Genomic DNA, 24,204 nt, shown 5'->3' on the forward strand with positions numbered 1-24,204 from the left:
ACTAACAAGAGAAGCCTAGCGGCTTCTCTTGGATTGACTATCAATCAGGTTTCATAAGTACGAACATGTGATAGCCAAATTCACTCGCATGCTCGGTGCAAATAGTGACTTCTCGCTTAATTGCTTTTAGCGCTGCTGAATCGCGCATACTCGGCTCTAGTGCCATTACACGTTCACGCAAAGGGCCATAATAACTTTGCCATGCATGCTCGCTCTGAGGGAAGTGAGCAACCAAACAATATCCTAATTGTTGCATCTGTGCGATGCGCTCATCGACACTCACCATATCTGGATACTCGTGCTGCCAAAAATCGATAGCTTCTTCACTGGCTGAGTCGCTTTTCCATACTAGGTCGCTAATCACGAGATAACCATGATTTTGTAACAACGGACGCCACTGGCGTAGTGCCTTTTCAACACCCATGATATACGCGCTGCCTTCAGACCAAATCAGCTCAACACTGCCTTGAGCTATGGGTAGCTCAGTCATACTCGCACATAGGGTTTCTAACCTATTTGCCATCGAAAGCTGTTCGAATCGGCTGCGCAGAGCATCTAAAGCGGCCTGTTCATTATCTACTGCAAGAATTGCAGCCCCAGTACTATTAGCAAGCACTTCGGTTGCTAAACCTTTGCCACAGCCAACTTCTAAAATGCGCTGTGTATGCTCAGGCACGAATGCCAATGCCTTTTTGGTATCTGCTTCACTGCCTGGTGCCCATCGTTCAAGTGCCGAGAAGACTGTCATAAAGTCAGCCATATATTGCTCATGTTCATTCATATCCTTTGATAACCATTTCAAGCGCAGGGCTTCTTTTTCGCTGAAGCCCTGCGTTATTAACCAATCTAAATGCGCATAAGGCGCGCTGCACTCTAATTCTTGGTGCCAATGCTTAAGGTCGCCCTGACCTAACATGGCACTGAGTAGCGCATACGCTTGCTGCTTTTGCTTTATTTCTTCATCAAGGGTAATGAGCCGACTTTGCAACAACTTCTTGTCTATTTTGGCATCAAGGCACGCTTTGCACTCCTTCAAAGTAAGCCCTCCAGCATGTAGCTGAAGAACCAAACGCATTCGCTGCAGATCTTTATCGCTGTATATGCGGTAACCATTGTCCAATCGAACACCCGATATCAGTTGCTGCTTTTCGTAATGCAACACGGCGGTGCGAGATAGCCCCAACGCAGCTGCAAACTCAGAAATTTTATACATGCGTTGCCCATGTATGATTGAAGATGGTTAAGTACTTTAAAGTGTAAGGCAGTAGACAGGTCAAGTGAAATAGCGGTGGCTATTCACATTCGTATCGCTTGTGCATATCAGCGACAACTTTCCTCAGTAGACTTTCTAATGTATCCAAATCGATATCGCTGAGCTTATTGATGTAGAGGCAAGACTTAGCATGTTTGGTCTTCCCTAACGCCGCAATTTCCTAAGTTCACTTGCGAAGCTTGAGGAAGTGACGGTGCTTGAAAACGCTGACGATGCTCCAGCATGTGCTACAGCCATGGTTGGCAAGCTTGAAATCATGATCCCAATGGCGGGCTTGATTGATGTTGAAGCAGAACTTGCACGTATCGCTAAGCAGCTTGAAAAAGCACAAAAGGGCTTAGAACAGGTTGAGAAGAAGCTAGCGAACGAGAAGTTTGTAAACAATGCTCCAGAGGCTGTTCTTGAGAAAGAAAAGTCGAAGCTTGCAGAGTTCAGTGAAGCGAAAGCGAAACTACTGGAACAAAAAGCGAAAATTGAAAGCCTGTAACCATTGTGGTTTTTAATATCATCATTACAAAACGCGAGCATCGAGCTCGCGTTTTTTATGTGCTCACAACAATATAATGATGTAACTCATAACGTGTACTTCTTAAGCTTCTCTGATACCTTTTAACAAGGGATAGCACTGACTGCTTTCCATCTAGGTTAACTAAGGGAACACATGAGCGACTTAATCGCGGCTATTAGGGCGCACACCGCGCAATTACATGAACAAGTGGAGCAGTCGTATCCATTTTGTAAAATGATGTCAGATTCCCTCAATGAAGAGGATTACACGCGGGTGTTGCGCTGTTTAGCGCAGTGGCATCACATTATCGAAACAACCGTAGCCCCTGTTATTCTCTCAACGCTTCAAGGGCATGTCGCTTTTTCTTCTTCGGTGCAAGTGTTAAAGCAAGACTTACAAGCTATGGGGGCTGATAAGTGTGATATTTTAGCGCTGAACAATGACCATTTTGATAATAATGAGCGTGCGCTTGGAGCGCTTTATGTTGTGTTAGGCAGTGCCAATGGTGCCACACATATTTTGCGTCATCTGCAAAAACACCACTCCACCTTACCAAGCGCATTTTATAAAAAAAGTGCCTTAGATATTAGCCAGTGGAAGCAGTATATGCGCTGGTTAGCGACACAAGAGGAGCAATTTAGTAATCAACAAATTGCCGATATTATTTGTGGTGCAAAAGAGGCTTTTACACTATTGCTCGCTATATCAACTGAGGTAAAGACCTCTCAGCGTTCTCGAACCTTGCCATAATTATCGAGCAGCATTTTTATCTGCTTGATACCAAAGGGCTTATAGATCAGCTCATCGACTTTTAGCCCTGCTTCAGTGAGTGACTCAATGCTCTTGGTTACATCACCTGTCATCAACACCGTGATCATATCGCCGTGTTTGGGTAACTTTTCAATCACTTCCTCACCGCTTATTCCGGTCATTTGCGAGTCTATCAACATAACGTCATACTGATGCTGAGCTAGCAACTCAAGCGCTTCCTCGCCTGTTTTTGCCATCGTCGCATGATGACCTAACGCTTGTATTTGCATCTGAAGCACATCACGCAAGTCTTGCTCATCATCTATCACTAAAATAGCGAGCGCCTGAGTCGCTGCTTGTTGCACTGAGGTGTGAACATGATGCTGCTGTTGATTTGCCAGCGCTAATTTGATTGTGACTGTCGTGCCAGTGCCCCTTTGCGATTCCACAGTCAATTCACCACCATTTTCTCGCACCAGTCTGCGCGATACTGGCAAACCTAAACCCGTACCCTCACCCATGGGCTTATCGGTGTAAAAAGGCGCAAAGATTCTTTCCATGTTTTCTTGGGCTATCCCCACGCCTTTATCTTCAACACACAGGATGTACTGCTCCCCTACCACTTTGCCCGTAATATTGATGTTTTTGTCAGTTCTATCTTGCGTGGCATGAACAGAGTTGGTCAGCAAATTAACAAGGACCTGCTGTAAAATAGGTTTATCAATTTTGACATTGGAGTGCTCTTCGCACAGCTGGCAAGTAATCATAGTCCCTTTATTGGCATAGAGCTCATTCATCAACTCCACAAACTCGCCAACCGCCTCATCCACATAGCAAGACACGCTAGTGTTATCGGTGAGTGAGCGCCTTGTGATGTTTCTAAGTCCTGCTACGATTTTTTTAATTCTCTCGCCAGCTTTATTGGCGCGACTGTTTAAGTCGGCTACTGCAATCTTGTCATTATGATCTAACGCACTTAACTGTAGTTCTAAACTATTGAGGATAATGGCTAAAGGGTTATTAATTTCATGGCCGACAGTAGCCGCCATTTCCCCTAGGGAAATAAGTCGGCTTTGTTCGTTTTGTTTGAAGTTTTCGACTTGCTCTGGATCTAAATTGCGCACCTCTTCGGTGATATCAATGTTGGTACCAAGCACCCGAGCCACATCGCCAGACTCCGACACAATACATTTTCCATAACCGCGAATGAGGCGAATGCCCTTACTTGGATGGGTAATATGAAACGTACTTTGGAAGTCTCTTTTCTCATGCACGCACTGCTCAAATGCATTAGACACTTCCTTTCTATCTTCAGGAGATAACGCATACTTCCAGGTTTCATAACTATGATTAAATGACGCCGGTTCAATACCATAAATATTAAACATAGATTCATTCCAATTGAGCACACCGGAATGAAAATCGATGCTCCACATACCAATATCACTGGTCTGGGCGAGCACTTTCAATTCATAGTCACGACGCTTTTGCACCACAGCTAAATATGCTTCTTTGATACGGTTATGCAGCAGCTCAATGACCTTAGTATCCTCTAGCGTCCACTCTTTACACAGACCATCCATTGTCTGTTGCCACAGTGCAAATGAACGCCTTGGCGATAGCGTTTCAACATCATTAATGGTTACAAATTCTTTGGTTGTTGGATTACCTGCCCAATTAACCACCGTGGTGATTTCTTTTCTAAACAACACCACATAAACCAGCTCTTGACCTTCTTTGATTGCCGACAGAGGCAGCACATAAGCACCGGCACAACCGTTTAACTCACTTTCATCACAGCCCAACGCCAATGCGTTGATACTCTCAATTTTTGTGCTGTGGCTCTCTTTGCCACTGGCAAGCACTAGGGCATCAAACACACTAGGAGAGATTGTTTTTCCTTGTACATAAAACTGCTTACCCTCCACAATGGCGATGCCATCAGAGCCTGTTAATTGCAGCAGATTGTCAATCGTCTCAACGTTGTTTGATGGGTTTTCTAAACAGGCACACAAAGAAGAAAAGTTGAGTTGCTGCAGCGCTTGCTCTTGGCGAGCGAAAACACGGGCATTTTCTAGTTTTTCAATAAATAATGAAGTAATCACAGCCAAGGTCGCACAGCTTTGACGTTCATAATAATTGAGCGGTTTATTAGCATTATAGTGATGACATGCAATCAGCCCCCAGAGCTTATCGTTAACCATAATTGACATAACCAATGTCGCTTTTACCCCCATATTTTGCAGGTACTTAATATGCATAGGTGAAATGCTACGAGAGTCGATATAGGTTAAATCGATGGGGGTTTTAACATCGTCCCCAGTGATAATGGGTGAGGGTGTGTAATCAACGTTTTCAATCAGTCTCGTCAGCTTTTTGGTGTACAGCAATCGGGCTTGTGCTGGTATATCGGTGTGCGGGTAATGCAGCCCTTTAAAGGATTCTAATTGCTCCTTTTTACTCTCAGCAACGACCGAGCCATTCCAGTACTTGTCAAACCGATACACCATAACTCGGTCATATAAGGTAAAGTTGCGAATATTCTCAGCTATTGCATCATACAACGACTGTTCATCGGCACTATTAACATAGTGTTGAACAATATTTTGTATCCGTGGCTGCTCATCACCACTGCGTCCTAAGTAGTTGTGTGCTGACTCAAACTCTAAACAAATAAATTGCGACTCTTTGCAGGTCACATGCAAAGAAAATGGTTTGCCATTGATAACTACATCAGACGTGTTTGGGAGCGTATTGAGTAAGTCTAACTCGAAATCAAGCTGATCTATCTCAGCAATATTCTTGCCCATCACATCCGCATGGGATATCCCTAATAACTCGGTAACATTGTCACTATACGCACACACTCTGTTTTTACTATCAATAACAATGAGGTAGGCATAAGGTTGTATCGCCCCTGGAATATGGATGGGCTCTTTATCGCAATTAGTTAGGGTTATATGTTGAGGTGCTGTCAAAACAAACTCTTGCGACTAAAAATGATATGGCTAAGTATTGATTACAAACGAAGCTTTAACAAGCAAGCATCATGTGTAGTTGGCATAAAAAAAGCCAAACATTTGTTTGGCTTTTTAGTATCTGATTTAACTTAGAATCGATAGTTATACTGGGCACCAATAAGGTAAGCATTGCCCTGCGACTCAAATCCCCAATGTTGAGCGAAGTTGTCACTTTCAACAAAGTTTTGCTTCTTGCCGCGGATGATACTGGCACCTAAATCAAGGCTTGATACGTCATCCAATTTCACTTCACCACCAAAAGAGAACCAGAAACGGTCGGTATCAGGAATGGAAATAGACAGATGCTGTTGTGACACAGGAGATTCATCAAACGCAAGACCTGCACGCAGTTTCCACTGCTCGTTTAACTGATAATCACCACCTACAGAAACACGAATCGCATCTGAGAAATCCTCTGTCTTTGAGAAAACAGGCGTTTCGCTAACAGGCACATATGCTTCAAGCTTATCGAAACTACTCCAGCGCGTCCAAAGTACACTGTAGTGCACAGCATATTCTGGGCTAAGCTGATGTGAGCCTGAAAACTCCGCAATCGCAGGAAGAGTCAGCTCAAGTGAACCTGGGAGACTTTGACCTTCAAGCCCACCTAGCGCGCCTGGCAGCTGGTTACTGTATTCACCTGTAAAGGTTAAATCTGTTTCACTGCGATAATGCGCACCAAAGCGGTTATGTTCATCCATGGTATAAGCAAAGCCAAGATTCCAACCATAGCCAGAATCATCACCCTCTAGGTGCGCCGCTTGCAAACTATTAGGTGCACCAAAAGGATTTGCGCCTAGGTTACGCTCAACCGTCGCATCCGCATAAATATGATTAACACCCAAGGCCACGCTAAAAGCATCGCTCAGTGCATACGACACCGACACATTGGTATTAATAGTAAGAATTTCTGTATTACCCGCAATTTGGCCAGCTGCATAATCAGCAGCGAAATCGGTAGACAAGCCGAAGTTAGAGAAGATCCCAAAGCCTACGCTTAGGGCATCATTGACAGGAAGCGTGAAATAACCTGCTCCAATTGCAGCACTTGGCGCAATGCTGCTGTCATCAAGGACACTTGCAGGCATGCCATTGCTGGTACTTTGGCCTTCAAGGCTAACATCAGGAATGACATACATAGCGGCAACACTTAACTGCGCAGAATCAAACTGAGACATCAGCGCAGGGTTGCGAGCGACTACAGAGGCATCATCTGCGAGTGCTGCTTCACCGGCATATGCACGACCTAAACCTGAGACATTTTGCTCTGCTAATTGAAAAGCAGCCGCAAATGATTCCGTTGACAATAGCGCCACTGAAGCCGCCAAAACAGTCTTTTTAAATTGCATTCGTCTTTCTCATTGTTGTGTTCTTTTTTAGTCGCCACACACTAACTCATTTTGATGCTAAAAATCTGTTAAATGTGGTTAACAACGCGTAATTTACGCTCATTTTTGTGATCTTTAACCACATATAGCAACAGATTAGACCACAATATTTATAAATGATAATAATTCTCATTACTATTGACGAAGTGCGAAATATCATTACACTGATGTCATACGTATTCCAAAAAGATGGTTACACATCTATAAGCCACAGTAAAAATGCAGGAGCAACACGGCATGTTAGTAACAATCTCAGTGCTCAGTGCGGGCATTATATTCGCGTTGGTGGGCGGCTATTGTTTTATACGCGCCTATGGTTGTGCCCGCTTGGAGTATGACAATGGTGGTGAGCTTATAGGTATTTATTGGTGCACAGGTATACTGTGCCAGCTCGTCAGTTATGGGGCTATTTACGCGAGGTTCGGACCTATTTACGGGACGATATTTTGGTGTTGCGCTGTGCTCTTAGCGCTCAATGTGCATACATGGTGGTGCAAAATCACTAAGCCTAGCGTTAAGGCAACAAATGCTCTTTTAGCAATCGCGCTAAATTTAAATCAAATTGCGAACCATCGGTACTGGCGACAATCTTGATCTCGTCTTTGTTAAGGCTTAAATCAATGTCTTTAGTGGTAATATGATGGCGGTGCATGGTGTTGTAAAAGACCCTAACCTTGGGCTTTATTGGATTGTCTTCATTGCCTTGGATAACCATAGCCAAACGCTCATTGGTAAGCTGCACCAATGTCCCTACCGGGTGTATACCTACACATTTGATAAAGCGCTGCACCAAGGCCTGATCAAACAGCTCTCTTTGAGACAGCAAATAGCGCAACGCCGAAATAGGATCCTCGCCTTTTTTATAAGGCTTATCGGCAATCATCGCTGCATACACATCGACAATGCTTAACACTCGTGCTTCACGGGACAACTTATCGGCACTGATCCCCCTTGGGTAGCCACTGCCATCGAGACGTTCATGATGATTGACCACCATTTCGAGCATCATACTGGTAATGTGCTTTTGCCCTTTTAGCATACCCAATCCTAAAGCCACATGCTTACGTACGGCTTTGACTTCTATATCAGTGAGTTTACCGGGCTTACTCAGGATCCCTTGGGGCACTTTTGCCAGGCCAATGTCATGCAATAACGCCGCCAGCGCCATTTGCCTTACCTTGTTAATTTCGTAGCCCAAATAGCGCGCGAAAATCGCACAAAGAATGGCGCAATTGAGCATATGGCGCCAAGTATAACTGCTTTGGTCGCGCAACAAGGTCAAGGCTGCCATGGCATCAGGGTTTCGAAATACAGAATCAACGATGGCATCAGCAATGTCACTTAACAGTGACATATTTACCTGCATACCCGAGGTGAGATCATGATACATGGCACGAATTTTACCCAAGCTTTGATCGTAACAGGTCGATGCTATGAGAAACTCTTGCTCAAGTGGCGCCAACACAAAATCACGCTCCCCCAGTTTCGGCCTGTCGGTACGAACTGATTGCGATGCCCCATTAACGGGTTTGTGTGCACTGGGTTTTGCTGGGATAAGGTGTTTAGGAATAGAAACGTCGCTTTGAGCGAAGTCTATGATCAACTCTTGAACGCCCTCTTTGGCAAGGCGCTCAATAATTGCAGGTTCTCGAACCATGCCACGGGTTTTAATTTTAATTGATGCACCTTGTGCTTGCCTACTGACCCGCTCAATATACATGCCGGGCTTTAATTCATTAATAGGTAAGGTGATCAACATAAACCGTGTGAAGAACTCAATTAAGGGGGATGAAAATTACCACTAACTAATAATAAAAGTCTAGAAAAGGTGGTAAAAACCACCTTTTAGTCTTGGAAATAAGTACCCCAGCCGTCATATTCGACGTTATTTTGCTCAGCAATAGCAACAAGTTTATCTACGTCTTCCATGATTGCTTCAGTGTTTAGCTCACACTCAACAACCACATCAAAGCCCCAAATAGTGCCACCGTCTTCTAACTCTAGTTCGGCAGGCTCTTCAACGTCATAACCTTGTTTAAATGCGGCCAGCGCAGCATTTTCAAGAGCAGCAAAATCTTCACATACAAAGTGGTGTTCAACTTCGTAAAGTAATTCCGGGTTAGAGCCATCTTCAAGTAACGACTCAACTATTTCTTCGCTGATCTCGCGCCAGTTTTCCATTTATTTTCTCTCATCTAATTGCACTAGGGTCTCTTTCATAAGAGCATGAAAGTGATCTGCATATTCTCTGGCTCCCGCTGAGCCATCAAGTAGCTGTGGTGCCAACATTTTGATGTAAATAGTACCATTATCCCAACGATTTAGTTTAATGGATTTATGAGTATTGCTCATAACTACAGGAATAACAGGAATGTTTGCATTTACCGCAGTATGAAATGCACCCGTTTTAAACGGTAACAGGCCGCGACCGTAGCTACGCGTTCCTTCAGGGAACATCCACAAGGACAATCCACCTTGCTTGAGTTTCTCCGTGGTTTTATTGATTGTCGCCATTGCCTTTTTACGGTTGCTTCTATCAATCAAAATGTTGCCCGACAACCAATAAAGCTGGCCAAAAAACGGGATCCATTTAAGGCTTTTTTTGCCAAGGCTTACCGTATTCGTTTGCAGTGCAGTAGGGAGGAAAAAGATATCGTAGTTGTTTTGATGATTCGCTATGTAAACAGCTGGCTCACCGCTGACAATCGACTCATCTTTTTCAAGTACCACTTTAACACCAAATAATGGTGACATTCGTGAATACCAACTACCAATCACGCGCACATTATCACCATGAAACGGGCGCACGATACACAATACAAAACCAGCAAGAAAGCTCAGCGGGATAAATACCGCTACCACTAACAAACGAATCAACGCCAGCACAGGCAACTCCAAAGTACAATAAACGGCGTTATTATACATAGCCCCAAACACTTTAGCGAACACTTGTACGCTGCACATCACGTGCACACTGAATGCAAAGATCAACACGCCCTAAATAACATTGCTCATTTACATTGCTTCATAAAAGAATCATGAAACCATTCACTATCGACCATTTATGGATAGATTTTGTACTTATTTTGCTGTAAAACTTCCGGCTCGATTTCGGGTAACTTGAATTTAGAATTCGCAAATACTATGAATTAAGGTGATTTGCTGCCATTTACATTAAAAAAGAGCGGCTACATGAAAGATTTATTCTTATACAAAGGTCATAAACCAGAGGTAAAAACCTGCCTTAGCCGGTCAGCGTCCAAATCCACGCCACTCTTTTTTCTTAGTAACAAAGTGTAAGTATTTGAAGCGCAATAAGAACAACGATGAATTTTATGCTATGCCTTAATTGCAGCACATTTTTCATTTTTGATAGTGATAAAAACAAATGGGAAGAAACATATGAACGTATCCAACTCACCATTTCCTAAGTTGAAACTCTCAACACTGGCTGTTGCAGCAACAGTGGGCTCACTGATGAGTATTAGCAACACCGTTGCAGCAGAGGAAGCACAATCGGGTGCACAGGAAAAGATCGAAAAAATCAGTGTCGTCGGCTCACGCCGTGTTGGGCGCACCATCAATGACTCACCAGTGCCTATTGATGTCATTGATGAGTCTTCAATTCAGGCGACCGGTCTGACTGAGACCAATATGATCCTCAACACCTTACTGCCAAGCTTTAACTTTCCCCAGCCTTCGATTACCGATGGTACTGACCATATCCGCCCAGCGCAATTACGAGGCTTAGCACCAGATCACACTTTGGTATTGGTCAATGGTAAACGCCGCCATACTAGCGCCTTGTTAAATGTAAATGGTTCTGCGGGTCGTGGTTCTTCTGCCGTTGACCTTAACACTATTCCTGCCAATGCCATCAAACGCATCGAAGTATTACGTGATGGCGCGGCCGCTCAGTACGGCTCAGATGCCATTGCGGGTGTAATCAACATTGTTTTAAAAGACAATGACGAAGGCGGTGAATTATCGGCAATATACGGTGCCAATGTCACTGAAATGGACGGCGTACCAGATCTTAAAAACGTCAGCACCGACAGCAATGGCGATCTTGCCTTCGAAACTGGCGGCGACCGCAAACGTACCGATGGCCAAACCCTAACCCTACGCGGCAACATGGGCTTTGCATGGGGTGATGATGGCTTTGTGAGCGTGGCTGCAGAGTACCGTGACCGTAACTCATCTAATCGCGCTGACTTTGACCCACGTGAGAACTATGCGCGCCAACAAGATGGCAGCATTGACCCTCGTGAACTCACGGTCAATCGTTACAACCACATCTTTGGTAATGGCGAAGTGGAAGACATGGCGCTATTTATCAATGCGGGCAAATCAATTAGTAATGACCTTGAGTTTTATGCCACCGCAGGGATGAGCAATCGTGATTCTAAAGGCTCTGGTTTCTATCGCCGCGCTCAAGATAGTCGCAACGTTTTAGCCATTTACCCAGATGGTTTCTTGCCTTCTATTACAGGTGATATCAAAGATAAGTCTTTGGTTATGGGCTTAAAAGGTGATTATGAGGACTGGAACTACGACGCGTCACTCAACTACGGTGGCAACGAGCTTGGCTACGGCGTTGTCAACACCTTGAATACGTCGTTAGGGCCAACAAGCCAAACCGAGTTTGATGCAGGTAAGTTGGAGTATGACCAATTCGTATTAAACTTCGATGCCAGTCGCCTTATCACTGTTGATGCCTTTGCATCTGACATGAACTTGGCGTTTGGTCTAGAGTATCGCGAAGAGAATTACAAAATCACAGCGGGTGAAGAAGGTTCCTACATTCGCGGTACATTCGGCCCAGGCGGTGTGGCAACAGATCCAGTGGATGGTCCATTTGGAGCAGCAGGTTCTCAGGTATTCCCAGGCTTTACACCGGCATCTGCAGGTGACAACGACCGTGATAACTACAGTGCCTACATCGACCTAGAAGCCGATGTCATGGAAAACTGGAACATGGCCATTGCGGGTCGATTTGAAGATTATTCTGATTTTGGTAGCACCTTTAATTGGAAATGGTCGAACCGTATTACGGTAACAGATGATTTTGCGCTGCGCGGCTCAGTATCAACTGGCTTCCGTGCACCGTCACTGCAACAACAATACTTTACCTCTATCTCTACGGTGTTTGTGGATGGTGTACCCACGGAAACCGGTACGTTCGCGCCTTCAAGCAACGTTGCACAAGCGCTGGGTAGCCCAGGGCTTGATGCCGAAGAATCAGACAACCTCAGCTTTGGTTTCACCTACTCACCAAACGCAGACTTTAACCTCGCTATCGACTTCTACCGCATCGATATTGACGACCGTATTGTGTTATCAAACAACTTATCTGGTGCAGCAATCGAAGCCTTGTTAGCAGGCACAGGTGCCACACGCGCACGTTTCTTCTTGAACGCCATTAACTCACGCACCGAAGGTGTGGACATTGTTACCTCCTACACCCTACGTACAGACGACTATGGTAGCGTGCTGTTTAACGCCAGCATGAACTTCAATGACAATGAGGTCACAGATATCTTGCCACCACCTGCAGTACTGCAAGGTGCTGGGTTCGACCAAGACAATCTATTCTCTGATGTCGAACTGCGCCGTTTCGAGGTAGGTTCACCGAAGAGCAAGATTAATCTCAGTGCGAGTTGGAGCTATGATGCCTATAACGTCACACTGCGTACAACGCGCTACGGCGAAACCCAAGATCCAAGCTCAATTCCTGAGCGTAACGAGGTTATCCCTGCGGAGTGGATCACGGATTTAGACGGTAAAATGATGCTCACTGATAATATCGATGTGTCGCTGGGTATCAACAACCTGTTTGATGTGTATCCAAAGCCAACTCGTGAGCTTGTGGACGATGTAACCACTTTCTCAAACATCTTCCCATACTCTGGCTTCTCACCATACGGCTTCACTGGCCGCTACGTGTACGGCAAAGTTACCTTTAGCTTCTAAAGGAAATATAAAGCCCCTGCAACTGCAGGGGCTATTTTTGTGATTAAGCACCATTCATAGTAATTTAGTTGCTCATCATCGATCCAGGTCACATTCAAGGTTCAATTCTACACAAAGCACCTGAGGCTATCGTTTAAGGAGTTTTACCCAAACAAATACAGAGACTAAATCTTTTGCGCCAATAACTTTATATAGATTTGTGAGGATTTAGTGAGTATTTGATTCACCTCTTCAGTGAATAAATCTTGTCCTCCGTGTACCCACTCTTCAATTTCATACGCATTAGTCTGTTGCGTCGCATGGAAAGGCTTTGTTTTCAGTGCAGAGCCATCAGCATAATCTAGGCTCATTGCCGTGGTAATTGAAAATGCAACCTTATCACCGGTTTCATTCAATGCTCTTATAGCAATGACAGCCAAGACGACTGTCGTTTTAGCGTTGTCATTAACCTGCCACTTATGCTGTGCTTTATTGATGAAAATATCTGCAAATCCGCTATTGATAGGTTGTTTTTCAAAATATTCGTTAATGATTTCTTGCATAGAGTTTACAGTTGAATCTGGCAATTTCTCAGCGAGGCCAGCAACGCCACCCACCACAGCCCCCATGCTGGTGCCTATAACCCCATATACTGGCAATAGTGCTAAACAAACGATAAAAAACTCAGCACAATCATTACCTGTGAGCTCGAGACCGGTGTTATATCCAGCTTCAACACCAGCCGTCCCCCCGATAGCCGCCCCCTTAAGAAGGTATTCACCCATAGAGGTTGTATCAAGCTCATTTGTTACAATACCTTCAAAAGCAATGACCTTAATAGCTTGGTCTCTTGACACCCCTACGAACGGAGAATATTCAACTGCGGGTGTTGATGTGCATCCCACAGATAATAAACCCACAAGCACAAAGAGGATTCTAATTACAGTCATGGCATACCTCGTGTAAACCTTTTAATGTGGCTAATGCTTGCTCCCTTTTTTCTTCTTTCAACACTATACCTTCTACTGTGGAGGTACATATGTTGATTGCTGCCTGTGTTTCCCGACACGCAAAGCTAATCTCTTTGTTTGTATAGTCAATCGAAACAAATGTGGTGGTGTGAGGCTCAATGAGTAAATCAATGGTATCTTCAAACCTCTGCTTGAATGCAGAACCTCCCGAACCAAATAAAAAAGACGGTAACTCTAGCGAGTCATATCCATGCTGTATCACTCTTAAACTATTAATACCCGTATTTATTTGTAGTAGCGCAAAGGTATCTTGAGTAATGGTTGAAACATGCTCACCGTTGACAACAATATATTTATACGTGGCCTCAGATAGCCAAGCCTCAGACTTTGAATACACGATTAGCTGTGAAGTATTGACGTTTTGCGGTGCCAACAGGGCCATAGAAAACACATTTTTGTGCGGCAGTGATTTTGTAACAGAACAACCACCAACAAAAAGTAGCAAGATAAGTATGATGCGCATATAGCAGACCTCTTATTCTGTGAGAGTGTGCGTGTTAGTGCGGTGATAATTGCCAGTCCATTTGTCAGGTTATCATCTGTGAATAACAGTAGTGTGTGAACTGTTGAAAGTTTTTTAGCACTCCCTTCACACTACTGCAAATACATAAGTGAATCCTTGCCGTTAACCTTGATTCATACCAATTCGCTTAATTTAGTGTGCTATTTTGACGCAACAATAGCTCGTTGATAAAAAGCAAAAATTTTATTATTTAGTTGTTCTAAATGAGAGGTTTGTAACGCAGGTAGCTACGAGTTTTATGCCTCAAAATGATTAACTATTATTCCGAATTGGTATCAGTATAGCCCATCGTAAACAATGGCAAAAAAATACCGCCCTGAGTTATGTGGGCGGTATCTAATATTACGCTAGTGTTTCGTCGGTCACTTCAGGTTCTGAATCACTGGTGATCAGCTCTATTTCACAGCCATCAACACGCTGCAGGCCTCGAGGCAGTTTATTACCTCTGCGTCCACGCTCACCATGATAGTGCTCTAGGTCGCTCGGCTTGAGGGTCAGTTTGCGCTTACCTGCAAGCAGTGTCACGCTCGCCCCTTCAGGCACCACGGCTAATAGTTTCACATACTCTTCACGAGCCTGAACCTTAGCGCTTGGGATGGAGATAATCTTATTGCCTTTACCTTTAGCAAGTTTTGGTAAATCACGCAGTGGGAACAATAGCATGCGCCCCTCGCTTGATATCGACATACAGTAATCAGTGGCGATATCGTTCACCGCAATTGGCTGCATTAACAAGCCGCCTTTTGGCAAGCTCACCAATGCCTTACCGTTTTTATTCTTGCTCACTAGGTCGCTGAATTCAGCAACGAAGCCATAACCCGCATCACTGGCCATTAATAACATTTGCTCGTTATCGGCCATAACTGCATGTTCAAGGCTCGCACCTGCGGCGATATTGAATCGCCCTGACATGGGCTCACCTTGGCTGCGAGCCGAAGGTAAACTGTGTGCATCGGTCGCAAATGCACGACCACTGGAGTCGAGGAAAACAGCAGGTTGATTGCTTTTACCTTTCGCACTGGCTTTAAATTTATCACCAGAGCGATAGCTTAACCCCTGGGCGTCCACATCATGGCCTTTAGCGACACGTGCCCAGCCTTTTTCAGAGAGCACCACGGTCACTGATTCTGAAGGGATCAGATCTTTTTCACTCAGCGCTTTGGCTTCTTCACGTTCAACCACAGGAGAGCGACGCTCGTCACCATACATCTCGGCCGCTTCTTGAATCTCTTTTTTCATCAAGGTCGACATACGACGCTCTGAACCAAGCGTTAGCTCTAGTTTGTCACGCTCTTGTTCCAGCTCATCCTGCTCACCACGGATCTTGATTTCTTCCAACTTCGCCAAATGACGAAGTTTTAAATCAAGAATGGCTTCTGCTTGGGTTTCAGTCAGGCCAAAGCGTTCCATCAATACAGGCTTAGGTTCATCCTCATTGCGGATGATAGCGATCACCTCATCAATGTTGAGAAATGCCACCATTAAACCTTCAAGGATATGCAAACGCGCCAGCACTTTATCAAGACGATACTGCAAACGGCGGCGCACGGTATCGCGACGGAACGTCAGCCATTCACTTAAAATACTGCCTAGGTCTTTTACTTGAGGGCGGCCATCAAGGCCAATCATGTTCAAGTTAACACGGTAGTTCTTCTCAAGATCCGTGGTCGCAAATAAGTGCGCCATCAGAGGCTCAACTTTGATGCGATTTGAGCGCGGCACCACCACGATGCGAGTTGGATTCTCGTGGTCAGACTCATCACGCAAATCGGCCACCATTGGCAGCTTTTTCGCCGTCATCTGGTTGGCAATTTGCTCAAGCACTTTAGCACCAGAACACTGGTGCGGCAGCGCAGTGATGACCACTTCACCTTGCTCCACATGGTATTTAGCGCGCATTTTTAACGAGCCACGACCGGTGGTGTAAATCTTCTCGATATCCGCTTTAGGCGTAATAATTTCTGCTTCAGTCGGGTAATCTGGCGCCTTGACTATCTCGAGTAACTCATGCAACTCAGTCTTTGGCTTATCAAGCAATAAACAACACGCCTCGGCTAATTCGCGCACATTGTGTGGCGGAATGTCTGTTGCCATACCCACGGCAATACCAGTCACACCATTGAGCAAAATATGCGGTAAGCGCGCCGGCAGAACCTGCGGCTCTTTCATCGTGCCATCAAAGTTAGGCGTCCAATCAACGGTTCCTTGCCCAAGTTCTTTGAGCAGAACCTCAGAGAACTTAGATAAACGCGCTTCGGTATAACGCATCGCGGCGAATGACTTAGGATCGTCGGCAGCCCCCCAGTTACCCTGACCATCGACCAGCGGATAACGATACGAAAATGGCTGCGCCATCAATACCATGGCTTCATAACAGGCACTGTCACCATGGGGGTGGTATTTACCGAGTACGTCACCGACGGTACGTGCTGACTTTTTGTACTTTGCAGCCGCGGATAACCCCAATTCACTCATCGCATAAACGATTCGACGTTGCACGGGCTTTAAACCATCACCGATGTGCGGCAGTGCACGGTCCATGATCACATACATGGAGTAGTTGAGGTAGGCGTCTTCAGTGAAACGCCCCATAGTAAGTTGCTCTATGCCTTGTTGCGACAAGGTCGTTGTTTGTGTCATTGCGTATTATCCAAACTTACTTTTTATTATATTGGACTCGGTAAACAGCATTAGCGTAGTCATCAGACACTAGCATGCTGCCATCTGGCATTTGTATCATCGCCACAGGGCGCCCGAAGGTTTCTTCGTTTTCCATAAAGCCAGTGATAAACGGCGTGTAACCTGTCACTTTATCCCCTTCAACATGTGCCATCATCACCCGATAGCCCGCTTTTTTAGAGCGGTTCCACGAGCCATGTTCGGCTACAAACAGTTGATTTTTATATGTTTGCGGGAACTGTTCACCGGTATAGAAATGAATACCCAACGGTGCCACATGAGCGCCTAGGTTAAGTGCTGGTTGCACGTAGTCGCTCATGTTCTTACCCTTGCCAAACTCAGGGTCGGCAATGGTCCCCCCATGAAAATAAGGGAAGCCGAAGTGCTGGCCTTGCTCAGTGATAACGTTTATTTCACATGGCGGAATATCATCCCCCATCATGTCACGACCATTGTCGCTGAACCATAGGTTGCCCGTTTGTGGGTGGTAGTCAAAACCCACAGAGTTACGCACACCCGTTGCCAAGGTAGTCACCTCTTTGGTGTCCATATCTAGTGAGTAAATAAGACCAAACTCAGGGTCTTCTTCACACACATTACACGGCACACCCACAGGAATGATTAAATCACCCTGAGGTGAGAAACGAATAAACTTCCAACCATGATGGCGTTTATCTGGAAGCTGGTCGAACACCACTTCCATTTCGGCTTTATCTAGTGATTTATCGATATCTTTGAAACGCACGATGCGCTCAATTTCAGCCACGTACAAATCACCACCTTTAAAGGCGATACCCGATGGCATATTCAGGCCTTCGGCTATCAATACTTTGCGCTCCGCTTGGCCGTTTTTGTCGGCATCAATCAGTGCATGAATTTTGCCTGCTTTGCGCGAGCCCACATAGACAATACCGGTATCCGATAATGCCATTTGACGGGCGTTATCAACATCAAGTGCATAAGGTTCAATGGTAAAGCCCTCAGGCACAACCAAACGCTCGGTGATATCAGTTGCCTGCGCACCACCAACAAAAGCCAAACCAATTAAAGTACTGAGAATTTTATTACGCATGTTCACTCTTCTTTTCTTTGGGTTAGCGCGCAGCCCTACTGCCTTGCCCGCGCGTAAACTCACATTTGTAAAACGATTCAACCGTTGCAAAGTGCAAGGTTTATACTTCAACTTCCGCTTTGTCACCGTGGGCTTCAAGCCAGTCACGACGGTCACTGGAGCGCTTTTTGGCAAGCAACATATCCATCACTTCCAAAGTCTGCTCCATTTCGTCCAGTGTTAATTGTACGAGGCGACGAGTATTTGGATCCATCGTCGTTTCACGCAACTGCAGCGGGTTCATTTCACCCAAACCTTTGAAGCGTTGTACATTCACTTTACCGCGCTTTTTCTCTGCTTCGATGCGATCTAATACGCCGGTTTTTTCATCTTCATCGAGGGCATAAAACACTTCTTTACCCACATCGATACGATACAAAGGAGGCATCGCGACATAAACATGCCCTTGGCGCACAAGCGCTGGGAAATGCCTCACGAACAATGCGCACAACAAAGTGGCAATATGCAGCCCATCGGAGTCCGCATCAGCAAGGATGCACACTTTGCCGTAGCGCAAGCCACTTAAGTCTTCGCTATCAGGGTCAATACCCAATGCAACCGAGATGTCATGCACTTCCTGTGATGCCAAGATTTGCCCTGACTCCACTTCCCACGTATTCAATATTTTACCGCGCAGTGGCATGATTGCTTGAAAATCACGGTCACGCGCCTGTTTCGCAGAGCCACCCGCTGAGTCACCCTCTACTAAGAATAATTCCGTACGCTCGATTTCACTGCTACTACAGTCGGTCAGCTTTCCTGGCAATGCAGGTCCTTGAGTGACCTTTTTACGTACCACCTTTTTAGCGGCGCGCATACGGCGCTGCGCATTGCTAATGCATAGCTCTGCGAGTAACTCAGCAACATCTGTGTGCTCGTTCAACCACAAGCTAAAGGAATCTTTTACCACACCAGAAACAAAGGCAGCGCATTGACGTGACGACAGTTTTTCTTTGGTCTGTCCGGCAAATTGCGGGTCTTGCATCTTCACGGAGAGGACATAAGAACACTTGTCCCAAATGTCTTCGGGCGTCAATCTCACGCCACGTGGTAACAAGTTACGGAACTCACAAAACTCGCGCATAGCCTCAAGTAGGCCTTGACGTAATCCATTAACATGCGTACCACCTTGGGCCGTGGGGATGAGGTTTACATAACTCTCTGTAATCGACTCACCACCCTCAGGGAGCCACAATAACGCCCAATCCACGCCTTCTGTGGCACCGCTGAATTCGCCTGTAAATGGCTCTTTAGGGAGTGTTTCGTAGCCTTTTGTCGCATCTTTAATGTAGTCTTTTAGACCCGCCTCATAAAACCACTCTTGGGTTTCTTTAGTTTGCTTATTGATGAAGCGAATACGCAAACCCGGACACAAAACAGCTTTGGCTTTGAGCACATGATTGAGTTTGGTTAACGAGAAATTGGCGGAGTCAAAGTAGCTAGCGTCAGGCCAAAAACGCACCGAGGTACCGGTGTTGCGCTTGCCGACTGTGCCTGTTACTTCTAAATCTTGTACTTTATCACCATTAGCAAAGCCGATTTCATAGACTTCGCCATCACGGCGAACGGTAACCTGCACGCGCGTGGATAAGGCGTTTACGACTGAAATACCCACACCGTGCAAACCACCAGAAAATTGGTAGTTTTTATTTGAGAACTTACCACCAGCATGGAGTTTGGTGAGGATAAGCTCCACCCCAGGGATACCTTCTTCTGGGTGAATATCCACCGGCATACCGCGGCCATCATCAATCACTTCCAGCGAGTTATCCTCGTGCAATATGACGTCCACTTTAGTGGCATGGCCCGCTAAGGCTTCGTCGACACTGTTATCGATAACCTCTTGACCAAGGTGATTAGGGCGGGTGGTATCGGTATACATGCCTGGACGACGTTTTACTGGGTCCAGACCGTTTAATACTTCAATTGCTTCGGCGTTATAGTTTTGCTGGCTCATATTTTTATTCGTAAATAGCCTTTATTATTCGTGGGGTTGTTCACCCAACAGTGATATTAAGGAATCGTGTAATGGCACCAAAATAGCGCTCAAATCCTACAAAACGGTGATCGCCACCGGGCTCAACTACCTGCTTTGCGTTGCGGTAGTACTGCACAGCCTGCTCATAGGGTAACACTTCATCACCTTCTTGTTGTAACAAAAACAATAGCTCGGGGGAAGCTAATTGCTCTAAATAAAGTTGTTGTAACGCAAGCAAGTGCGTTTTATCGAGTTCATAGTGATAATCCTGATACGGATTGTACTGCTGACCTAGATAAGTTGTGAATAATGCCGCTGGGTTAACTACTGGATTTACCACCACCGCGCTCACCTGATAGCGTTGCGATAAATAGGTAGCATAAAAGCCCCCCAGCGAGCTGCCAATCAAGGCGGTATTGGTATCAATAAGCGCTTCAACCTGCGCTATGGCAATCTTGGGGTCATGACTGAGTCTTGGTACACAATATTCGCCGTCCCATGATGCCAAGTGTTCGCCTAGCGACACCGCTTTTTGCGACAGTTCAGAACTATTAAAGCCATGAATATAAATTAGTTTTCGAGCCATTTTACATCTGTTATTAGTTCGCCATCTTGGTCTATCAGGCAGGTACGATAGGCTGGTCCTAAACACTGCTGCTGCCAATCAGTCGTGTGTTTTGTAAATTGTATTGATGTCGCGGGTGTGCCAAGAATGCGCACGCCATTGTAGTGGCGCTCGTAACGATTGTGCGCGTGGCCATGGAGCACGGCTTTAACCTTGTGATCAACTCTATCAGTTAATGCCAATAACTGTGACCCGTTATCGAGAATATGTTTATCAATGTAGCCATCAACAGGGAGGGGATGATGATGCCCAATAAGCACCTTAGCGGTGTCTGACCTTCGTAACATCCCCTCGATTTGTTCAAGGTGTGTTGCTTGAATCCACCCCGCAGGAGTCGTGCCCTTGGTGTTGATCAGTAATATGTTCGCAAATGGGTGCTCGATGAGTTTACACGCTCTGATTTGCCCCTCACTCATGCGCTCCAGCAAGGCAATATCATCATGGTTGCCTGGCACCCAAAATACCGGACACGCTAACGCACTTTTTGCAATTAAATCAGCAAACACTCGATACGACTGTTCACTGTGATCTTGGGTTAAATCGCCGCCAAAGACCACAAAGTCAAAGTTCTCTGTAGCCATAACGTCCAGCGTTCTTAGCAAATTATCGGCGCAGTTTTCATCAAAATATTGGCCATTTAAGTCAGCAAATAAATGACAATCAGTAAAGTGGCCAAAATATAACGGGCGCTCATGTGGTATAGAAAAAGAGTTAAACCAAGTCACTACCACAATCCCAATCTAATACCGCTTCACCATGGGTCATACAGAATGTTAGCCAATCATGTAAGAAGGCATTTACTTGATACTTTTCATCTTTTTGATGCATTTTCGGGTTGGGGTAGCCATATGCTGGTTTAATACGCTTGTGGTAATCAGGATGCACCACCTCCGCCACCCGCGCATCATGGTAAATGCGTACATTCATCGGTGGTGTAAACATACCATCAATAGCACCTTGTACTTGGGTGATACAAATATCAGTGGTGTATTTGGCCAAGTGTTCTATTTTAATCTGATAGCGCTCATGGGTTATATCCAACAGTTTAATCGCCCCCACCTTTTGCTCAGCCGGCAAAATACGAATTACATTGGTGTAATTGCGTTCACACAATGTGAGATATTTAGGTAGCGACTGAATATATCCCGCTTTTCTGACCACTGATGTCACTCTTTATTCCACTGCTTCTGCATACGCTGCTCATTAAGTGCTAACCATTGTAGACTAATCACAGTGGCAGCGTTATCTATCTCACCACAATGCAAGCGCGCCAGCGCTTCCTCCACATCCATGACATGCACTTTGATATCTTCTCCCTCTTCAGGCAAACCATATATACCACCGGCATGGGTTAAGTCTGTATTTGCTAAGTATAAAAACAGGCGCTCTGTTGTGCCCCCTGGGCTAGACAAATAAGACAACATAAACTCCAGCTCACCTAACTCTAGGCCGGCTTCCTCTTTTGCCTCTTTACGCACTACCTCAGGGTAGTCTTCACTGCCATCAGCCATGCCCGCGATGCACTCAAGGAGCCAAGGGGATTCTTTGGTCGCCATTGCGCCGATACGTATTTGCTCTATGAGTAAAACTTGTCGCGTTTTTGGATCATAAGGCAATACAGCAACGGCGTGACCACGCTCTAAAATCTCGCGGCGAATGGTCTGACTTTGCCCACCAGCAAACAAGCCATGGGTAAAGTGATACATGTCAATTTTGAAAAAGCCGTTATAGACCTGCTCTTTACTCTCAATACTGACATCATGACGGGAGAAACAGCTGATTTTATCCATATAAAACAGACCAATTAGTTAGATTAAAAAAAACATAGGTAAACGAGTTCGTTTACTCTTCCTCAAAATATAAATTCTGTTACACTTATGCACACCTATTTACGCTTTTTACTTTCCAAAAGCGTCTTCTGTCACGGTAACATACAGATAATTCGCTACATATTCTAAAGGACTGTACTGATAATGAAAAAGACACTGTTGACTACCTTGCTTGCGCTAAGCTTTAGCTCTTACAGTCATGCCGAAGACCTACTTCAGGTTTACCAAATTGCCCTTGAAAATGATCCTGTTGTCCTTAAAGCCAAGGCGAATGCCCAAGCCCAACAGCATAACACAGACCGTGCATTGAGTGCGTTGCTACCACAAATTGGCTTTTCTATGGGCTACAGCATGACCGACAGTGATGGCTATGATGTTGACTCAGACACTGGCCAATTGATGTCAGTAAACACTGAGCGTGACACATTCACACGCCAAATCAGTCTAAACCAAGCGATTTTCGATTTAAATGCATGGCGCTCATTGGATATCGCCGATAAACAAGCATTGGCGCAAAAAACCGCCTATGACTTAGCACAGCAATCTCTGATTGTACGTGTGGCGCAAGGCTACTTTAATGTATTGAGTGCTATCGATACGTTAGAATTTGTGCAAGCAGAGAAGCGCGCCATTGAACGCCAGCTTGAACAAACGAAGCAACGTTTTGCAGTAGGCCTAACAGCCATCACAGACGTTCATGAAGCACAAGCGCAATTCGACAACTCGGTCGCACGTGAAATCGTGGCCAAAAATGATGTTGAGACAGCGCGCGAACAACTTCGTGAAATCACCGGCAAATATCACGCTAAGCTAGACATGCTTGATACCGAGACTTTCTCGACCGTATCACCAGCGAAAGCGAACACTGACTTTGTCGAACTGGCAAAACAGAACAACCTTGAGCTTCAAGTGCAAAAAGCGACGGTTGATATTGCCAAGCAACAGATTGATCTTGCTCAAGCAGGTCACTACCCGAAATTAGCACTTAATGCGTCATACGGTGACTCATTGACCGACACTGAAATCGGTATTGCTGGCGCCACTATCAACCGTGACTACATTCCACGTGAAGACCAAACGACCATTGGTTTGAACCTAAGCGTACCTATCTACTCAGGTGGCGCAACGGTAGCCTCAACAGACCAAGCACGAGCTTTGTATGTTGCTGCAAGTGAAGATTTAGAAGCAACGCTGCGCAGTGTCACTCGCCGTACAATCACGTCATACAACCAAGTGGTTTCTGATATCGCCACCTATAAGGCGCTTGAGCAAGCAGTTATCTCAGCAGAGAGTGCGCTGCAAGCAACTGAAGCAGGCTTTGAGGTAGGTACACGTACCATTGTTGATGTACTTATCAGCACACAAAACCTGTACAACGCCAAGCGTAACCTAGCCAATGTACGTTACCGTTATGTGGTATCAACACTGACGCTTAAACAAGCCGCAGGCACGCTTACAGCGAAGGACCTAGAGGCAATTAACCAAGGTCTTAAAAGCCTGAATTAACCGCTCGAAGCACCATCAACGCGCCATCAAT

Annotated in this window: 18 protein-coding genes and 1 pseudogene; 4 read left to right on the forward strand and 15 right to left on the reverse strand. The window is 45.4% G+C overall.

What is annotated here, in order from left to right:
* Positions 1-40 precede the first annotated feature (40 nt).
* Positions 41-1,213 carry a MerR family transcriptional regulator gene (locus AAEU32_RS09115; protein WP_421970218.1) on the reverse strand — a complete coding sequence of 391 codons (1,173 nt, stop codon included), beginning with the start codon at positions 1,211-1,213 and terminating at the stop codon, positions 41-43.
* A gap of 214 nt (positions 1,214-1,427) precedes the next feature.
* Here AAEU32_RS09115 and AAEU32_RS09120 point away from each other — a divergent pair.
* A pseudogene (locus AAEU32_RS09120) lies at positions 1,428-1,760 on the forward strand (valine--tRNA ligase); the annotation flags it as partial.
* A gap of 174 nt (positions 1,761-1,934) precedes the next feature.
* Positions 1,935-2,531, forward strand: a complete 597-nt coding sequence (locus tag AAEU32_RS09125) for a biliverdin-producing heme oxygenase (RefSeq protein ID WP_421970219.1) — start codon at positions 1,935-1,937, stop codon at positions 2,529-2,531.
* On the opposite strand, the gene AAEU32_RS09130 is transcribed toward AAEU32_RS09125, so the two are convergent.
* The 5 genes from AAEU32_RS09130 to AAEU32_RS09150 form a co-directional block, all read right to left on the reverse strand.
* A complete protein-coding gene (locus AAEU32_RS09130; RefSeq protein WP_421970220.1) occupies positions 2,507-5,509 on the reverse strand; it encodes an ATP-binding protein in 3,003 nt (1,000 codons plus the stop codon). The genes AAEU32_RS09125 and AAEU32_RS09130 overlap by 25 nt on opposite strands.
* Positions 5,510-5,640: 131 nt before the next feature.
* Positions 5,641-6,900: an outer membrane protein transport protein gene (locus tag AAEU32_RS09135; protein ID WP_421970221.1), complete on the reverse strand. Its 1,260-nt coding sequence runs from the start codon at positions 6,898-6,900 to the stop codon at positions 5,641-5,643.
* 553 nt (positions 6,901-7,453) lie between these two features.
* Entirely contained in the window at positions 7,454-8,698 is a 1,245-nt protein-coding gene (locus AAEU32_RS09140; protein WP_421970222.1) for a cyclic di-GMP phosphodiesterase, read from the reverse strand.
* A gap of 86 nt (positions 8,699-8,784) precedes the next feature.
* Positions 8,785-9,120 carry a ribonuclease E inhibitor RraB gene (rraB, locus tag AAEU32_RS09145; RefSeq protein WP_421970223.1) on the reverse strand — a complete coding sequence of 112 codons (336 nt, stop codon included), beginning with the start codon at positions 9,118-9,120 and terminating at the stop codon, positions 8,785-8,787.
* Positions 9,121-9,825: a 1-acylglycerol-3-phosphate O-acyltransferase gene (locus AAEU32_RS09150; RefSeq protein ID WP_421970353.1), complete on the reverse strand. Its 705-nt coding sequence runs from the start codon at positions 9,823-9,825 to the stop codon at positions 9,121-9,123.
* A 516-nt stretch (positions 9,826-10,341) separates the two neighbouring features.
* Between AAEU32_RS09150 and AAEU32_RS09155 the strand changes: the two genes are divergently transcribed.
* Entirely contained in the window at positions 10,342-12,912 is a 2,571-nt protein-coding gene (locus AAEU32_RS09155; protein ID WP_421970224.1) for a TonB-dependent receptor plug domain-containing protein, read from the forward strand.
* Between the two features lie 164 nt (positions 12,913-13,076).
* Here the strand turns inward: AAEU32_RS09155 and AAEU32_RS09160 are convergent, their stop codons facing one another.
* From AAEU32_RS09160 to nudF, 9 genes are all read right to left on the reverse strand, one after another.
* The gene (locus tag AAEU32_RS09160; RefSeq protein ID WP_421970225.1) at positions 13,077-13,841 is read right to left on the reverse strand and encodes a hypothetical protein; all 765 of its coding nucleotides are present in this window, start codon (positions 13,839-13,841) and stop codon (positions 13,077-13,079) included.
* A complete protein-coding gene (locus AAEU32_RS09165; RefSeq protein ID WP_421970226.1) occupies positions 13,828-14,385 on the reverse strand; it encodes a hypothetical protein in 558 nt (185 codons plus the stop codon). Before AAEU32_RS09165 ends, AAEU32_RS09160 begins: the two co-directional genes overlap by 14 nt.
* A 402-nt stretch (positions 14,386-14,787) precedes the next feature.
* The gene (gene parC / locus AAEU32_RS09170) at positions 14,788-17,085 is read right to left on the reverse strand and encodes a DNA topoisomerase IV subunit A (RefSeq protein WP_421970227.1); all 2,298 of its coding nucleotides are present in this window, start codon (positions 17,083-17,085) and stop codon (positions 14,788-14,790) included.
* Between the two features lie 16 nt (positions 17,086-17,101).
* Positions 17,102-18,196, reverse strand: a complete 1,095-nt coding sequence (locus AAEU32_RS09175; protein ID WP_421970228.1) for a PQQ-dependent sugar dehydrogenase — start codon at positions 18,194-18,196, stop codon at positions 17,102-17,104.
* A gap of 100 nt (positions 18,197-18,296) precedes the next feature.
* Complete coding sequence (gene parE / locus AAEU32_RS09180; protein WP_421970229.1) at positions 18,297-20,192, reverse strand: DNA topoisomerase IV subunit B; 1,896 nt, start codon at positions 20,190-20,192, stop codon at positions 18,297-18,299.
* Positions 20,193-20,232: 40 nt separating this feature from the next.
* A complete protein-coding gene (locus tag AAEU32_RS09185; RefSeq protein ID WP_421970230.1) occupies positions 20,233-20,799 on the reverse strand; it encodes a YqiA/YcfP family alpha/beta fold hydrolase in 567 nt (188 codons plus the stop codon).
* Positions 20,784-21,563, reverse strand: coding sequence for a metallophosphoesterase (locus AAEU32_RS09190; RefSeq protein WP_421970231.1), 780 nt, complete (start codon positions 21,561-21,563; stop codon positions 20,784-20,786). The genes AAEU32_RS09185 and AAEU32_RS09190 overlap by 16 nt, the downstream gene beginning before the upstream one ends.
* Entirely contained in the window at positions 21,550-22,008 is a 459-nt protein-coding gene (locus tag AAEU32_RS09195; RefSeq protein WP_421970232.1) for a DUF1249 domain-containing protein, read from the reverse strand. Before AAEU32_RS09195 ends, AAEU32_RS09190 begins: the two co-directional genes overlap by 14 nt.
* Entirely contained in the window at positions 22,005-22,628 is a 624-nt protein-coding gene (gene nudF, locus AAEU32_RS09200) for an ADP-ribose diphosphatase (protein ID WP_421970233.1), read from the reverse strand. The genes AAEU32_RS09195 and nudF overlap by 4 nt, the downstream gene beginning before the upstream one ends.
* A 183-nt stretch (positions 22,629-22,811) precedes the next feature.
* Here nudF and tolC point away from each other — a divergent pair, with 183 nt between their 5' ends.
* Entirely contained in the window at positions 22,812-24,173 is a 1,362-nt protein-coding gene (tolC, locus tag AAEU32_RS09205; protein WP_421970234.1) for an outer membrane channel protein TolC, read from the forward strand.
* Positions 24,174-24,204: the final 31 nt, after the last annotated feature.

Source organism: Pseudoalteromonas maris (assembly GCF_049257235.1).
Taxonomy (GTDB): Bacteria; Pseudomonadota; Gammaproteobacteria; order Enterobacterales; family Alteromonadaceae; genus Pseudoalteromonas.

Coding starts and splice junctions, on each gene's coding strand:
- AAEU32_RS09155 (WP_421970224.1), top strand. CDS start 10,342: ATGAACGTATCCAACTCACCATTTCCTAAGTTGAAACTCTCAACACTG.
- tolC (WP_421970234.1), top strand. CDS start 22,812: ATGAAAAAGACACTGTTGACTACCTTGCTTGCGCTAAGCTTTAGCTCT.
- AAEU32_RS09115 (WP_421970218.1), bottom strand. CDS start 1,213: ATGTATAAAATTTCTGAGTTTGCAGCTGCGTTGGGGCTATCTCGCACC.
- parE (WP_421970229.1), bottom strand. CDS start 20,192: ATGAGCCAGCAAAACTATAACGCCGAAGCAATTGAAGTATTAAACGGT.
- AAEU32_RS09165 (WP_421970226.1), bottom strand. CDS start 14,385: ATGCGCATCATACTTATCTTGCTACTTTTTGTTGGTGGTTGTTCTGTT.
- AAEU32_RS09160 (WP_421970225.1), bottom strand. CDS start 13,841: ATGACTGTAATTAGAATCCTCTTTGTGCTTGTGGGTTTATTATCTGTG.
- parC (WP_421970227.1), bottom strand. CDS start 17,085: ATGACACAAACAACGACCTTGTCGCAACAAGGCATAGAGCAACTTACT.
- AAEU32_RS09135 (WP_421970221.1), bottom strand. CDS start 6,900: ATGCAATTTAAAAAGACTGTTTTGGCGGCTTCAGTGGCGCTATTGTCA.
- AAEU32_RS09140 (WP_421970222.1), bottom strand. CDS start 8,698: ATGTTGATCACCTTACCTATTAATGAATTAAAGCCCGGCATGTATATT.
- nudF (WP_421970233.1), bottom strand. CDS start 22,628: ATGGATAAAATCAGCTGTTTCTCCCGTCATGATGTCAGTATTGAGAGT.
- rraB (WP_421970223.1), bottom strand. CDS start 9,120: ATGGAAAACTGGCGCGAGATCAGCGAAGAAATAGTTGAGTCGTTACTT.
- AAEU32_RS09125 (WP_421970219.1), top strand. CDS start 1,935: ATGAGCGACTTAATCGCGGCTATTAGGGCGCACACCGCGCAATTACAT.
- AAEU32_RS09175 (WP_421970228.1), bottom strand. CDS start 18,196: ATGCGTAATAAAATTCTCAGTACTTTAATTGGTTTGGCTTTTGTTGGT.
- AAEU32_RS09185 (WP_421970230.1), bottom strand. CDS start 20,799: ATGGCTCGAAAACTAATTTATATTCATGGCTTTAATAGTTCTGAACTG.